The organism is Spirosoma knui (assembly GCF_054780635.1).
In genome coordinates, this window is sequence record NZ_BAAGVY010000014.1 from 12,897 (window position 1) to 27,378 (window position 14,482).

The 14,482-nt window shown below is 51.5% G+C and carries 11 protein-coding genes; 5 read left to right on the top strand and 6 right to left on the bottom strand.

Annotated elements, in window-relative coordinates; all coding sequences use genetic code 11:
* Positions 1 to 93: 93 nt before the first annotated feature.
* The 4 genes from lpxD to ACYVIY_RS23905 all read left to right on the top strand — a co-directional run bounded on the left by lpxD (position 94) and on the right by ACYVIY_RS23905 (position 4,182).
* On the top strand, positions 94 to 1,125 hold the full coding sequence (gene lpxD, locus ACYVIY_RS23890; protein ID WP_460978993.1) for a UDP-3-O-(3-hydroxymyristoyl)glucosamine N-acyltransferase: 1,032 nt from the start codon (positions 94 to 96) through the stop codon (positions 1,123 to 1,125).
* Between the two features lie 61 nt (positions 1,126 to 1,186).
* Positions 1,187 to 2,581 (top strand): bifunctional UDP-3-O-[3-hydroxymyristoyl] N-acetylglucosamine deacetylase/3-hydroxyacyl-ACP dehydratase, encoded by a 1,395-nt coding sequence (locus ACYVIY_RS23895; protein WP_460978995.1) that lies wholly within the window; start codon positions 1,187 to 1,189, stop codon positions 2,579 to 2,581.
* A gap of 92 nt (positions 2,582 to 2,673) precedes the next feature.
* The gene (gene lpxA, locus ACYVIY_RS23900) at positions 2,674 to 3,468 is read left to right on the top strand and encodes an acyl-ACP--UDP-N-acetylglucosamine O-acyltransferase (protein ID WP_460978996.1); all 795 of its coding nucleotides are present in this window, start codon (positions 2,674 to 2,676) and stop codon (positions 3,466 to 3,468) included.
* A 96-nt stretch (positions 3,469 to 3,564) separates the two neighbouring features.
* Positions 3,565 to 4,182: an ABC transporter ATP-binding protein gene (locus ACYVIY_RS23905; protein ID WP_460978997.1), complete on the top strand. Its 618-nt coding sequence runs from the start codon at positions 3,565 to 3,567 to the stop codon at positions 4,180 to 4,182.
* A gap of 91 nt (positions 4,183 to 4,273) precedes the next feature.
* Here the strand turns inward: ACYVIY_RS23905 and ACYVIY_RS23910 are convergent, their stop codons facing one another.
* From ACYVIY_RS23910 to ACYVIY_RS23930, 5 genes are all read right to left on the bottom strand, one after another.
* Positions 4,274 to 4,960, bottom strand: coding sequence for a class I SAM-dependent methyltransferase (locus ACYVIY_RS23910; protein WP_460978998.1), 687 nt, complete (start codon positions 4,958 to 4,960; stop codon positions 4,274 to 4,276).
* 132 nt (positions 4,961 to 5,092) lie between these two features.
* On the bottom strand, positions 5,093 to 6,802 hold the full coding sequence (locus tag ACYVIY_RS23915) for a CehA/McbA family metallohydrolase (protein ID WP_460979000.1): 1,710 nt from the start codon (positions 6,800 to 6,802) through the stop codon (positions 5,093 to 5,095).
* A gap of 21 nt (positions 6,803 to 6,823) precedes the next feature.
* Positions 6,824 to 7,606: an alpha/beta hydrolase family protein gene (locus ACYVIY_RS23920; protein ID WP_460979002.1), complete on the bottom strand. Its 783-nt coding sequence runs from the start codon at positions 7,604 to 7,606 to the stop codon at positions 6,824 to 6,826.
* 181 nt (positions 7,607 to 7,787) lie between these two features.
* Positions 7,788 to 10,289, bottom strand: coding sequence for an ABC transporter permease (locus ACYVIY_RS23925; protein WP_460979147.1), 2,502 nt, complete (start codon positions 10,287 to 10,289; stop codon positions 7,788 to 7,790).
* Positions 10,290 to 10,363: 74 nt separating this feature from the next.
* Positions 10,364 to 11,068 carry an ABC transporter ATP-binding protein gene (locus ACYVIY_RS23930; protein ID WP_460979003.1) on the bottom strand — a complete coding sequence of 235 codons (705 nt, stop codon included), beginning with the start codon at positions 11,066 to 11,068 and terminating at the stop codon, positions 10,364 to 10,366.
* Positions 11,069 to 11,233: 165 nt separating this feature from the next.
* Here ACYVIY_RS23930 and ACYVIY_RS23935 point away from each other — a divergent pair, with 165 nt between their 5' ends.
* Complete coding sequence (locus ACYVIY_RS23935; protein ID WP_460979005.1) at positions 11,234 to 11,968, top strand: arylesterase; 735 nt, start codon at positions 11,234 to 11,236, stop codon at positions 11,966 to 11,968.
* A gap of 96 nt (positions 11,969 to 12,064) precedes the next feature.
* On the opposite strand, the gene tamL is transcribed toward ACYVIY_RS23935, so the two are convergent.
* Entirely contained in the window at positions 12,065 to 14,482 is a 2,418-nt protein-coding gene (gene tamL / locus ACYVIY_RS23940) for a translocation and assembly module lipoprotein TamL (RefSeq protein ID WP_460979006.1), read from the bottom strand.

Sequence of the window (14,482 nt, forward strand, 5' to 3'; positions counted from 1 at the left end):
GGGGCGAATTGCGGAAAAGTGCAATTTGTTAGCTACCTTAGCGGCCCAATCGCTCGCCATTATCGGGTGTTTTGCGACGGCCGTCATACGTATATGGAGTTTACAGTCAAGCAGATTGCCACACTGCTGGGGGGCGAGGTAGCCGGAAATGATACACTGGCAATCACTAAATTAGCCAAAATAGAGGAAGGGCAACCAGGCGATATTTCGTTTTTGTCGAACCTCAAATATGAACCGCATTTGTATACTACACAAGCGTCTGCGGTGATTGTCGACCGGTCGTTTCAGCCTAAAAAGCCGGTATCTTCTGCGTTAATCTTTGTTGAAAATTCCTACTCAGCCTTCACGCGTCTGCTCGAAGAGTACCATAAACAGCTGAACTTTTCGCGGGTAGGGGTTGAGCAGCCAGCTTACCTCGGCGATGGTAGCGAATGTGGCGAACAGGTGTATCGGGGTGCTTTTTCGTACGTTGGCCGGAATTGTAAGATCGGGCGTAACGTCAAAATCTACCCTCATGCCTATGTCGGTAATAACGTGCAGATCGGCGACAATACCATTATCCACGCGGGGGCCCGCCTTCTGGACAACTGCCTGATTGGTCAATATTGCGTCATTCATCCGAATGCAGTGATTGGCAGCGAAGGCTTTGGGTTTGCTCCGCAACCGGATGGGAGTTACAAGACCATTCCGCAGTTGGGCAACGTGATTCTGGAAGACTTCGTCAATGTTGGAGCCGGTACGACGATTGACTGCGCGACGATGGGGTCGACCATTATTCGGGAGGGCGCGAAACTAGATAACCTGATCCAGATCGCTCACAATGTTGAGATCGGAAAGAATACAGTAATTGCCGCACAGACGGGTATTTCGGGGTCCACAAAAATTGGTGAGAACTGCGTTATTGCCGGTCAGGTAGGTTTCGCCGGTCACCTGACCATTGCCAACGGAACTAAAGTTGGTGCCCAGTCGGGCGTCGGAAAAAATGTTACTGAAGAAGGCACAGCCATCAACAGTTCTCCGGCATTTGGCCTGAAAGAAAGTATGCGCTCATTAGCCGTGTTTCGGCGCTTGCCGGAGCTGGAACGGCGTGTTTTTGACCTTGAAAAGAAAAACGAGAAGAGTTAGGAACGGATAAGTTTGTATCGCTGTACGTAATGCATGCTTACCACTCGCTAACTTGTTTATTATGACTACGAAACAACAGACGATTCAGAAGGCTGTCTCCGTGTCGGGAGTGGGGTTGCACACGGGCGTCTCGGCAACCATGACGTTTCTGCCCGCACCAACGAATCACGGGTACAAGTTCCAACGTGTTGATTTGCCCGGTCAGCCGATTGTAGATGCTGATGTAGACAATGTCGTAGACCTGTCGCGGGGTACTACCATCGAGCAGAGCGGAGCACGTATTCACACCGTCGAGCATACGCTGGCGGCCCTGGTCGGCCTGCAGTTAGACAATGTTCTGATCCAGCTGGATGGTCCTGAGCCGCCCATTATGGATGGGTCGTCGATTCAGTTTATTGAGGCCCTACGCGACGCCGGTGTTGAAGAGCAGAACGCTACCCGCAACTATTTCGAGGTGAGTGAGTACGTTCATTATCGGAATCCTGAGAAAGACATCGAGCTGGCCGCTTTGCCGCTGAACGATTATCGGCTGACGGTGATGGTCGATTACAACTCGCGGGTGATTAGCAGCCAGCACGCTTACCTGAACGACATCACGCAGTTTCCGGAGCAGATCGCCAATTGCCGGACGTTCGTGTTTTTACACGAGCTGGAAGCGCTTTACAAGCAGAATCTGATCAAAGGGGGCGATCTGACCAACGCCATCGTGATTGTTGACCGGGAGGTTAACGACGGCGAACTGGATTATCTGGCGGATTTGCTGAATAAGCCGAAAGTAAGCGTAAACAAGCAGGAAGGCATCCTGAACAACATTCAGCTGCACTATCCTAACGAGATGGCTCGGCATAAACTGCTGGACATGGTTGGCGACCTAGCCCTGATCGGGCGACCCATCAAAGCCCAGATCCTGGCGGCCCGGCCGGGGCATGCGGCTAACGTAGCGTTTGCCAAAAAAATCAAGAAGCTCATTCAGAAGAACGCAGCTAATCAGGTTCCGCAGTACGATCCCAAGCAGCCGCCCGTACTCGACATCAACCAGATTGCCAATCTGCTGCCACACCGCTACCCGTTCCAGATGATCGACAAAATCATCGCCCTGGACGAGAACAGCGTAGTGGGCATCAAGAACGTAACGATGAACGAGCCATTCTTCCCGGGGCACTTTCCGGGGAACCCGGTTATGCCGGGGGTTATGCAGCTCGAAGCAATGGCGCAAACGGGTGGAATTCTGGTGCTGAGTACCGTTCCTGATCCGGAAAATTACTGGCCTTACCTGATCGGCATTGAGAACTGTCGGTTCCGACGCAACGTTTTGCCCGGAGATACCGTAATATTCCGGTGTGAGTTCACGTCGCCAATGAAGCGTGGCATCGTTAAGATGCAGGGCCGGGGATACGTCGGGAATCAGCTAGTGTGCGAAGCCGACATGATTGCCAGTCTGGTAAAAAAGAAATAGGCATTCCTTGACCTTCTGGTCATTTGGTTGGTCGGTGGTACCGCAATCGATGACGATCAGGACGACGAATGACCATCAATGACAAGAACGTAATGATTCAACCATTAGCCTATATTCACCCCGAAGCGAAAATTGCGCAGAACGTGGTGATTGAGCCATTTGCCATCATCCACAAAGACGTTGAGATTGCTGAAGGAACGTGGATTGGCTCACACGCAGTCATCAACGAGGGGGCTCGGATCGGGCGGAATGTTAAGATTTATCCAGGTGCCGTTATTTCATCAACTCCCCAGGATTTAAAATTTAAGGATGAATATACGCGGACGTTTATCGGTGATAACACCACCATCCGCGAGTATGCCACCATCAGCCGGGGTACCGAAGAGCACTGGAAAACGGAAATTGGCACCGACTGCCTCATCATGGCCTATGCCCACATTGCCCACGACTGCCGCATTGGTAATCACTGCATTATTACCAACAATGTGCAGATGGCGGGGCACGTTCACATGGGCGACTGGGCGATCATCGGTGGGTCAAGCTCGGTGCTTCAGTTTACCCGCATCGGTGCGCACGCCATGATTTCGGGTGGGTCGCTGGTTCGCAAGGACGTTCCACCTTATACGAAAGCCGCCCGTGAACCGCTTTCCTACACCGGTATCAACTCTATTGGTTTGCGTCGACGGGGATACGACAGCGATCGAATCAACCACATTCAGGAGATTTACCGCTATATCTATATGCGCGGGCTGAATAATGCCGATGCCCTCACGCAGATTGAACTGGAGCTACCGCCATCCGACGAACGCGATGAAATCGTGAATTTCATCCGGGCTTCCGAGCGGGGCATTATGCGGGGACCTTCCTCAAATGGAGAGCGCGATTAAACGTTACGTACCATACGCCCTGGTGGCCTGCATGAATAATGGATAATGGCGCCCGACCGAGGCCATTATCCATTATTCATTTTGTATGATTCAGTTATGAAACTAGTTGCCGAGCAATTGGGTAAGAAATACCGCAAAGAGTGGATTTTTCGGCGCGTGAACGTAACACTCACCGCCGGAACGAGCTACACCTTTGTCGGACCGAACGGGAGCGGTAAATCGACCTTACTACAATTGCTGGCCGGAAACCTGCCCGTTACCGAAGGAAGCCTTACGTATACACTGAATGGGCAACCCCTTGAGCCGGACGATTGGTTTCGGCAGATCAGTATGGCCGCTCCCTATCTCGAACTGGTCGAAGAGCTAACGCTGGATGAACTGCTGACGTTTCACCAGACATTCAAGCCGTTTAAAGCAGGGCTAACCTCACAGGCAGTTGCCGATCGATTATTACTAAGCCACGCCCGCCATAAGGAGATCAAGTATTTTTCGTCGGGTATGAAGCAGCGCGTTAAGCTTGGCCTGGCGTTCTTTTCCGATGTGCCGGTTGTTATCCTCGATGAGCCCACCTCCAACCTCGATCGGCAGGGAGCAGCCTGGTACCACGAGCAGGTTCGCCAGCTTACGCCCAATCAACTGCTGCTCATCGGCTCGAACGTACCGGACGAGTACGACTTCTGCCCCAATGTGATCGACGTTACGCAGTGGAAGTAATAAAATGGATGATGCCTGGCTTCAGCACCAGGCATCGGTAAATGTTCATTAATTGCTGTTGTTGGCTGTTTGCAGGAGGTGGTGCGCTCGGTTACGCGACTTCGGCCAGTTCGTTTTTGCCGATACGTACGGGTGAATCATACAGCTTCCGCATGATGAAACCGTGTTCGATCAGATACGACAGCTTGAACTTACGTACCATTCCATGATTCGGCAGGGTTGGGCTCTCGATATGATCAATGACATAGTTCGGAAAGTAACTGCTTACTTCTTCAGGCGTTATGCTGAACGGAGGAGAGTCCAGCGTTGGCGCGTATTCGAGTGTGTTCAAAAAGGTTAACGTACCGACCGGCGTTAAGCGTTCGAGCGTTTGCAGATACCGTAGACGCATCGGATAGGGTAAGGCTACTAGCGACGCCCGGTCATAAACAATATCGATGTGCCCAATATCTTCGGGCGTAAGCGCAAATAAATCGCAGCATAGAATGGTGATATTACCTGATACAAACCGGCGGCCCCGTTGGGTATAAGCTAACCCATTTTCTTCAAAAAATTGAATGACTGCTTTCTCAACAAATTCGACGCCAATAACCCGTTGCGCAAAATGGCTGAAATAAAGCATATCAATGGTTTTTCCACAGAGCGGAACCAGTACAGACTTACCTTCCAGCTCGAAAGGTGGTAAATGCTTGAGCACGTACGGGTGGATATCTTTGCGATGAAAACTGGTGTGATGGCCTTCTAACTCCCAGGAGTTAAACCAGAATGCTTTTTCCATGATAAAAAAGAGGATCGATTAAGAGTGTTTTGGTGGCGCAAAGTTCTCCTCTGTTTCAGCAAGGTTTTAACGCGGATTCACGGCTTTTTGAAAATGCGTAGTTCTGCGTACACAGTGCCGGAAAATCACGGGTTAACGTAACTTGGTTCGCAGCTCGTTAATAACCCGGCGGGTCTCCGCAATGCGGCTTTTGAGTCCTTCTTTGTAGCGCCAGGCCTGCTGTTCAACGTTGGTACCAGGTTGTTCGATAACCTGCTCAATCTCCCGAAGGTATTGTTCGCTGAGGTCTAGATAGTGGCTGGCGGTTTTGGGATTATAAAAACTGCCTCCGTCTACAGTAACATAAACAGGCGTAGTGTGAGCCGCTTGCGTAGGGCCTGCCGAACAGCGGGCGGCAATCCACCGACCCTGCTCAACCGACGGAAGCGTTAAACGTAGCGATAGATGATCAGCTGACTGATTAGCTTCTTTAGCCGTCACTCGGCCAATAACCTGCCCGTGACTCACCAGTTCAAGGGTATCGAGCGGCACCTGTTGAGCATTACCGTATGCATGCACGGTAATGTTGACCGCACTGCCCCGTTTCAGGTCGACTATATCGCCAGGTATGGCCTTGTTTACTTGTAAATCGAGTGCTGGACCGCTGGAAACAAACGTATGACCCGCCTGAATAGCCGAACGCCAGGCCGAGTAGCTAAATGCCTTATCAGTACCGATATAAGCGTAAAACCTGGCGTTGCCGATCTGCGCGGTCCGTTCGGGCGGACCGTGACCATGATCCTGCCCGCACCACGGAAAATCAGAGCCGGCTGTAGCGGTAAGCGGAAAACCCAGATCCAGGAAGTGATAATAATGTTCGGTGTGTAACGGATTGCCGTCGACGCAGAATTGAAGCAGCTCGAACGCATTAACTTTGCCCCGAAGCCCGTCGAGTGTCAGACCCCGGTAGCCATGAAACGTCTCGGCCTGGTGCGCGTAGCCAGTTAAACCACCCAACTGATGCACTTTGTCGAAGATCTCATCAAAGAAGTAATACCGATCCCGCTTGCGAACGCGCTCGGCCGCTCCCAGCGCAAAAACGTGTCCCAATTCCGATGTTCTGGGATCTTCCTGTCCGCTGGTGAGCAGGTAATCGTCCTCCTGGTAGGTACCCTTCTGGCCGTATGCGTACTGCGGGTAATACGTTTCCCAGAAGTCGCCCATACGTAATAAAGCACCAACGTGAACGTCTTCGGCCTTTAACCACGTCATGATGTACGGATTCTCGCGCGGTGATCGCCGGAGATGGATATGTCCATCGGTTGAATACCAGCCTTTGGCGGCCATGTCGATCCAGCGTTTCATTCGGTACGTTCTCTGGAGCGCTTTGCCAGCTGTAACAACCAGTGTATGTTGCTGCTTTAAATATTCGTTCCCCTTCGATAAGGCCAGTTGATACGTACCGGGCGGAAGCGAAAGCCGGAACTGTCCGGCAACGTAGAATGAGCTGTCGGGCTGAAATGCATATCCATCTTCGTGATCCCACAAGCCGTACATGACGGCCACAGCCTCAGCGGGTATGTGCTTAACCGGACGTCTATTTTGCGTGAGCCGAACCCGAACGGGCGTTGATTTAGCGTTTGCTTCGTCCAGTACCTTGATAGTCAGTTGCCCAGCTTTTTGTCCCAAGGCCGTTCGCGAACCGACCGCCGACAGGGTCAGACTAAAAAACACGACAATTATCAGACGATAAGCAGTGGTTAAAGGCGTTATCGGCTGTTGGGTTTTTACAGTAACCACCGTTCCGTATGTTGGAGCATCCCGCTCCACAAACTTACTAGTGTTAGCAGAAGGTGCAGTCATGTTAGCTAAGCAACTTGATCGCTACTTTTCCAGAAAGGCCAGTACATAGTCGTTAATCTCTTTCCGTTGCGCAGCGCTCGCGTGGTTGTCCATGTCGTTGTGGATCGTATCAGGAAGCTTAATGATGGTTATGCCATACTGCTTCTGTTCGTTGGTGGTTGGCAATACACCTTCATCGGCGGGCTGATCGCTGGAACGGAGAGAGAGTACTTTAGGGACTTTCGTTCTGGGTAACGCCATGCGCCGGTTGTCCAATGTAATGATTTTGTCGACCACATTGGGATACTTTTGCGGAAACAGAGCGGTCATATCTCCTCCGTTCGAGTGGCCTATCAACGTAATGTGCCTGAAATCTAAGTTGGGTTTCGACTTTTTCAATTCGTTGATCACAAACAGAATGTTGTCAGTTCCTCGGTCCCAAAACGGTCGTCTGACAACCTGTGGAATACCCGTAGAAGGCATTAAGCTATCGGTGGGTAGTTCATGCTGAACACTTGCCACAAAATACCCTTTCGACGCCAAATATTTGGTTAGATACGAATACGCTACGTAGTCACCACCTTTGTTTTGTCCGTACCCGTGGCTGAAAATGACGACGCGCTGATTTGCTAGTTTCTTGTCTGTTTTTGGCGAATAAAACGCGACCGGGATCTGCCGATTTCTCGCTTTATCAAACAGGGTCAGTGTATCGAACGCAATGTCGTAAGTTTCACTATTTACCAGATTAAACGTATTCTTTTTGCCTGATAAATAGCCTATCAAGAGGGCGATATAAAGTGCTGGAAGGTAAGTAATCTTGTTCATTAGATAGGAGGTACCTAGTATCCAATCTGATTAAAAGCCTCTTCGATATTGCTTGTCTTGACTAGTTTGGGCGTTCGTCAGAGGGTAATTTATGGCTTTATAAATCTACAAAAAAGCTGACGCACAGTACGCCGTGGCAGGCCGTGCGTCAGCAAATGCTAGTGTAACGAAAAACAAGTGCCTACCCCTCGCTACGTAATACATCGAGCGGTGGACGTACTAACACTTCGCGGCTGTTAAATACGCCGATTAGGATCGTAAGCGCTGTTACAACCGCCGAAATAACGACCAGCGGAACCAGATCAGGCCGGTAAGGTACTTCAAAGACGAACCTCGCTAATCCCCAGGTCCCGGCGATCGAGAGCAGAATGCCCGACAAGGCCGCGAGCAGACCGAGCAGACCGTACTCCAGTGCGGTGATCCGTAAAATCTGATTTCGACTGGCCCCCAGAGTACGTAACAGAACGCTTTCGCGCAGCCGCTGGTATTTGCTGATGATCACCGAGCTAGCGAGTACAAGCAAACCCGTCAGAATGCTGAATAAAGCCATAAACCGGATCACAAACGAGATCTGATCAAGAATCTCGTCGACCGTTTTCAAAATCAGGCCGAGGTCAATGGCTGATACGTTCGGGAAACGGCTGACTAACCCCCGTTGCAATACCGCCGAAGCCTGGTTGCTGGAGACTTTAGTCATCAATACGTGAAACTGCGGAGCCTGCTCCAGCACACCCGACGGAAAAACGACCAGGAAGTTGGTCTGCACGCGGTTCCAGTCAACTTCCCGAGTACCACCCACAATGACGGGTATGGGCGCACCCTGCACGTTGAAGTTCAATGTATCGCCCAGTTTCAAGTGCATTCGGTCGAGGAAGCCTTTCTCAATGGAGACGTAAATGTTGCCGTCGGCCTGATAAGGCGCTTTGCCCGAGGCTAGCTTCTCGGAAGAGATCAGCGAATCGCGGTACGTAATGCGGTACTCTCGCGTAAAGACCCAGTTCGGCACCTTCTGCGAGGTGTCTTTCCGGATTGTTTCGGAGGTGCGCCCATTGATGTCCGACAGTCGCATCGTCACAACCGGTACTTCCTGCAAAATCGGCAGCTTCTGTTGCTTTACCAATGAACGTACCCCGCCAAGCTGTTCATTCTGAATATCGAACAAGACCATGTTGGGCTGATTACCACTCGCCGACAGTTCGACCCGGCCGAGCAGTAATCCTTGCGTGAGGTATAACGTAGCAATCAGGAAAGCGCCGAGGCCAATGGACGTGACCAGAATGAGCGTCTGGTTGTTTGGCCGGTACAGGTTGGCCAGACTTTGCCGCCAGACGTAACTCCACGAAGCCGGGAAGAACCGACGGACCAGCCAGATAAGTCCCAGGCCCAGAGCGGTTAGAATACCGAACGCAAGCGCTAGCCCCCCTGTGAAGCCAAGCGCTAACTGCCAGCTTTGCGTTTGTATGTAGGAGAAGCCAACGATAAAGCCGATGACGAGCAGATAGACCAGCCACCGGTACGGGTCGCGGCCACTTAGGTCCGCTTCATACGAACTGCGAAGAGTACGTAGCGGTGATACGTTCCGTATGGCCAGTAAGGGCAGCAACGCGAACAGCACCGAAATTAGTAAGCCCGTACCAATACCACTTAAAATCGCCTGGCCTGACAAGTTTGTTTCGACCGCAACGGGTAAGAAATTGCCGAATATCTTAGGCAGCACCAGTTGCACCGCCGACCCGATCAGGGCACCGATCACCGCGCCAATCAACCCCATCAGGGCGGTCTGGATTAAGTAAATCAAAAGTGCCTGACGGCCGCTTGCGCCCAGCGTTCGCAGAATGGCTACCGAAGCCACTTTCTCTTTGACGTACAACTGCACGGCGCTGGCCACACCCACACAGCCGAGCAACAGGGCTACAAAAGCGACCAGACTCAAATATTTGGTCAGATCACCGAAGGAGCGGCCGGTCTGGCGCTTACGTTCGGCTACCGTGTCGTAGCTGACGCCGTCTTTGTCTAACCGACCGCTGATTGTTTTAACATACTTCTCTACGTCGGTACCGGGTGCGAACTGGTAATAATATTTATAGGCAACCCGGCTACCTCGTTGCAGAAGGCCCGTGCTCGATAAGTACTGGTTCGGAATAAATACCGTAGGGGCAACCGTTGCTGCAATGGCTGCCTGGCCGGGTGTTTTGGTCACGCGTCCCGCAATCAGGAAAGACAGATTCCCCACTCGAACCGAATCGCCGGGCTGGGCATTCAGTTGAACGAGCAAGGCATCGTCAACCAAAGCGACGCGACTGTTGGCTTGTCTGAAGGTATTGATTGCCGAGACAGGCTGTACTTCCCACGTACCGTAGTATGGAAACCGGCCTTCCAGCCCTTTCACCTGCGCCAGCCGGACACCCCCGTTCTTAGGAATGGAAACCAGCGACGCAAACGATACTTCATAGGCTTGGTCGCGGCCGATGGTTTTGAGCAACTGCTGTGTTTTTCGCGAGGGTAGACGATTCCAAGACAGGGTTAAATCAGCGCCGAGCAACTCACGGGCCTGATCGTCGATGCTTCGGGCGAGGTTGTCGCCAAAAGAGTTGATCGCAACCAGAGCCGCTATGCCCAGCACAATGGCGGACATAAACAACAGTAGTCGCTGGCGGCTCCGGCGACTGTCGCGCCAGGCCATTTTAAAAAGCCAACCGAAACCGGGGCGGTGCTGTAGTATAGATTGAAACTGTGGAGCGTCCATACAAGAAACGATTAAATTCTGGATGGAATTTCTACAGCGTCTGGCTTAGAATCGGAGATAACGGTGCCGCCTTTGATACGTATCACACGCTGTGTGCGAGAGGCTAACTCTAAATCGTGAGTAACCAGAACGAGCGTTGTGCCAGCTTCCCGGTTAAGCTCAAAGAGTAAGTCTACAACGGTTGCGCTGGTGTCAGCATCCAGGTTACCGGTGGGTTCATCGGCAAACAAAAGTTTAGGCCGATTCGCAAAGGCCCGGGCGAGCGAAACACGCTGCTGCTCTCCACCTGATAATTGGGTAGGGTAGTGGTGCCCGCGCTGACCTAAGCCAACCCGTTCCAGTAATCCCTGCGCTGTTTTCTGAGCCCCTTTTTCGCCACGTAATTCCAGCGGCACCATTACGTTTTCGAGAGCAGTCAGCGTGGGCAGCAACTGAAAATTCTGGAAGATAAAGCCGACAAACTGATTTCGGATGGCGGCCCGCTGGTCTTCATTGAGCGTATCTAACCGAATATCGTTCAGATATACGCTGCCAGAAGAGGCCCGGTCCAGACCAGCACATAAACCGAGCAGAGTGGTTTTACCACTGCCGGATGGGCCAACTATGGAAAACGTATCGCCGGGTTCGAGGGTGAAGTTAACACTATGTAAGACCGTCAGATCGCGGCCCCCACTTGAGTAGGTCTTGGTTAAATTTTCGACGCGCAAAATGCTCATGTTTCAAGGATGGTATGCGGTTTTCGGAGTACGGTCTGTTAATTCGCAGCCGCGTACTAAACAAATAAGCCGGTTTAAACTGTTAGGGTGAGACGTAACGAGATAAACCAGCCTAACTCGGCCTGTTAACACTCAGGTACTCTTAGCGTAACCGACACAAAAACAATGAAGTTCTCAACACTAACGCAAACGTCGTATTCCGTGATAAGCGGCCTCATGCTGCTCTTAACGGTCTGGGGCTGCGGCTCATCTGACTCAAAAACCGAATCGAAATCAACCACGACGGATAGCAAGGCATCGACAACCGAGTCTCGCTCGGCTGCAACGGGCAAGAAGCAGCTTGTTTTGTTTTATGGCAATAGTCTCACGGCGGGTTACGGCGTAGAACCGGCGCAGGCGTTTCCGGCATTAGTTGGCCAGAAAATTGATTCCGCCGGACTCCATTATCAGGTTGTGAATGCTGGGCTCAGTGGCGAAACAACGGCTGGAGGAAAGAGCCGTATTAGCTGGGTGATGCGGCAGCCGGTGGCTGTGTTTGTGCTTGAGCTGGGGGGTAACGATGGCTTACGGGGCCTACCCCTCAAGGCGACTCGCGAAAATCTGCAAGCCATTATGGACACAGTTCGTCGGAAAAGTCCGGAGGCTACGATTGTGCTAGCGGGTATGCAAATCCCGCCGAACCTCGGTACTACGTATACAAAGGAGTTTCGGGAGCTGTTCAAAGAGTTAGCTGACAAAAACAAAGCCGTATTTATTCCCTTTCTCCTGGAAGGAGTTGGCGGAATCCCGAAGCTGAACCAACCCGACGGGATTCACCCCACGCCAGCGGGTCATAAAATCGTGGCCAATACGGTCTGGAACGTGTTAAAGCCTGTATTAGAACAGCGACAGAGTCAGTAGAGGTTATTCTTAACGGTCATCTGTTGTCATCAGATAGTCATTAGTTATTGTAGTGATAAACCATTGACTGATGTAAAATGACTATTAATGACTAAGCTAGAACGGATAGCCGACGCCGATGTTGAAGACCAGGTTTTGTTTCCGCCATGCACTATCGCGGAGATTAATTTGATTGATCACCCATTCGCTGCCTTCCGTTTTATACGGTTTGCGCAAGGGCGTAGCTAAGTCGAGACGTATCAGGAAATAAGACAGGTCAATCCGAATACCGACACCGGTACCTATCGCGATTTGTTTGTAAAAATCAGGGGTAAATCGAGACGCACCGGCATCTGCCGAAAACTGAGCCGCGTCGTAATACGTCCATACGTTGCCCGCGTCTACGAACAGGGCTCCTTCGAGATACTTATTAAACTTCAGCCGTAGTTCGGTGTTCGCTTCGAGTCGGATGTCGCCCCCGCCTTCCTGGAACGGAGCAATATTACGTAGCGTATCCCGCGTGAACAGGCCAGGGCCGATCGCCCGGGGCCGGAAGGCACGGATGCTGTTACTTCCCCCGACGAAGTACTGCTTTGTGAACGGGATTTGAAATCCTCTGGAATTGCCATAGGGGATTCCTATTCCTCCAAACAAGCGATTAGCCCAGGTTAAATTTGAGGCTAAACGGCGATACAAACGACCATCTACATCAAAGCGGAGGTATTGTGCATACGGTACACCAAATATTCCCTTTCTCTCATCATTTATGAGAGGCTTTCTGAAGAGGAGACTGGCTACATTACCCGCAGCTTCAGCATTGAACGCTACCCGATAGGTTGTTGCCAGGTTAGCTCGGGGTGGCGAGTTAAAAACAAATGTGTATAACGTGCTTAGAATTAGTTGGTCGGATCTTAATATACTCTGATATTGCTGCTTAATTATATCTGGTACGGTGTCGTTTTCCAGAATTTCATAGAGACGGTCCCCTGCCGGTAACGGTACGTACACATAGTTCGCGTTGAAGGGCTGAAACGTATGCTCGATCTGCTGATTCTGCCGCCAGGAATACCCAAACGTCGTGTAAAACGAGTTGATGCGATAGAGTCCGCCACGTATGATGGTCTGGTAGCCAGCCGTTACGTTCGTTTTAGGCAAAGCCTGGCGTCGGTCGTATTTAAAGCTTACCGGACTAACCAGTCGGGGGAAGCTTAAGGTCGCATCAAGGCCAAATCGGTAGTTCGTGGCCCGCTCCTCACGCCCTCCACCAACCTGAAATTCAATACCCGCATTAGCGTTCAGTGTCAGCAGTTCAGCCCTATGTAACGCGTTTCGGTTCCGCCAGCTCAATATGGCCTGCGTACCACTGAAGTTGTTGGACCGGGACGTACCATCAAGCTCCAGACGCATCGACTTTTCTGGGTAAGGCGTCAGGTAGTAGTGAACGTCCAGTACCGCAGAATCACCTTCCGCGTCGGGGTCAAATCGGTTGCGAACAAATTTGAAGGCTCCCACATTAGTCAGTCGCGACAAGGTTAAATCCTGCTGGCGGCTGCTGTACCGGGCACCTGGTCTTAACGTCACTACGTCCCGGAACAGTTTTGGGTCAAACTGTCGGGTCGAATCCACGATTCGGAATCGTTCGCTGGATTGATACGCCCGACGACGGTTGGTGTCGGCCTGCGCCGTTGACAGGTTGTAATTCGGATAAATAAATACGTTCCGGATTGAATAGGGCACGCCAGCCGCATTCGGCATATCAGGTTTAATGGCAAAGTAAAGCCTCGTGCGGTGCGCGGCCGAATCATTATCGGCTAACGCAATCAGGTAATCGGGAATAAAATAGTAAAAGCCCCGCTGTTTTATGAATTGGCCAATCCGTTCGCGCTCCAGCTTGATGTTATCCAGGCTATACGGTTGATCCTTTTTAATCACGGTTCGCCGGGCCGATGCCGAAAGCGCTTTCAGGAGCGCACTTAGTTCAGGTATGGTGTCTTTCTGAAAAGCGACCGAGTCAATGTAAAAGCGTGGCCTCAGGTCTACCTCATAGACGCCCCGCGCTTTGTAGCCTTCTTCCTTGATCGATCCCGTCACCTGCGAACCGAAATACCCCTGATTTTGTAAGGTAGCTTCCCAAATCGGTATATTGGAGGAAATGGCTTTGGCGCTTGCCAGCACGGGTTCCTGACCAAATTTCCGCCGGAACCAGGCCCGAAAGCCTTTCGGTTTTTTGGGTTCTCCAAACAAGTAATAGAGGCCGACCTTTATGGGGTAGCCAAATAGCTGCGAGTTGGGTTTAGGACGGGCCAATTCCAACAGTTGCGTCTGTACCGCTGACTTGTCACCTGAGGAGATCGTGGAATCGGCCTGAACAATAACGTCGGTACCCATATACAGCCGTTCGTTGGCGGGCAGGTGCTTGGCAATGTTACAGGCGTTTAATGATAGTAAGGCACCGAAACAAAGCCAGCGAAAGCCAGACTTCACCAACCGATCAACCGGGTACGCAGCAATAACTTTATAAAGACGAACAAGCAT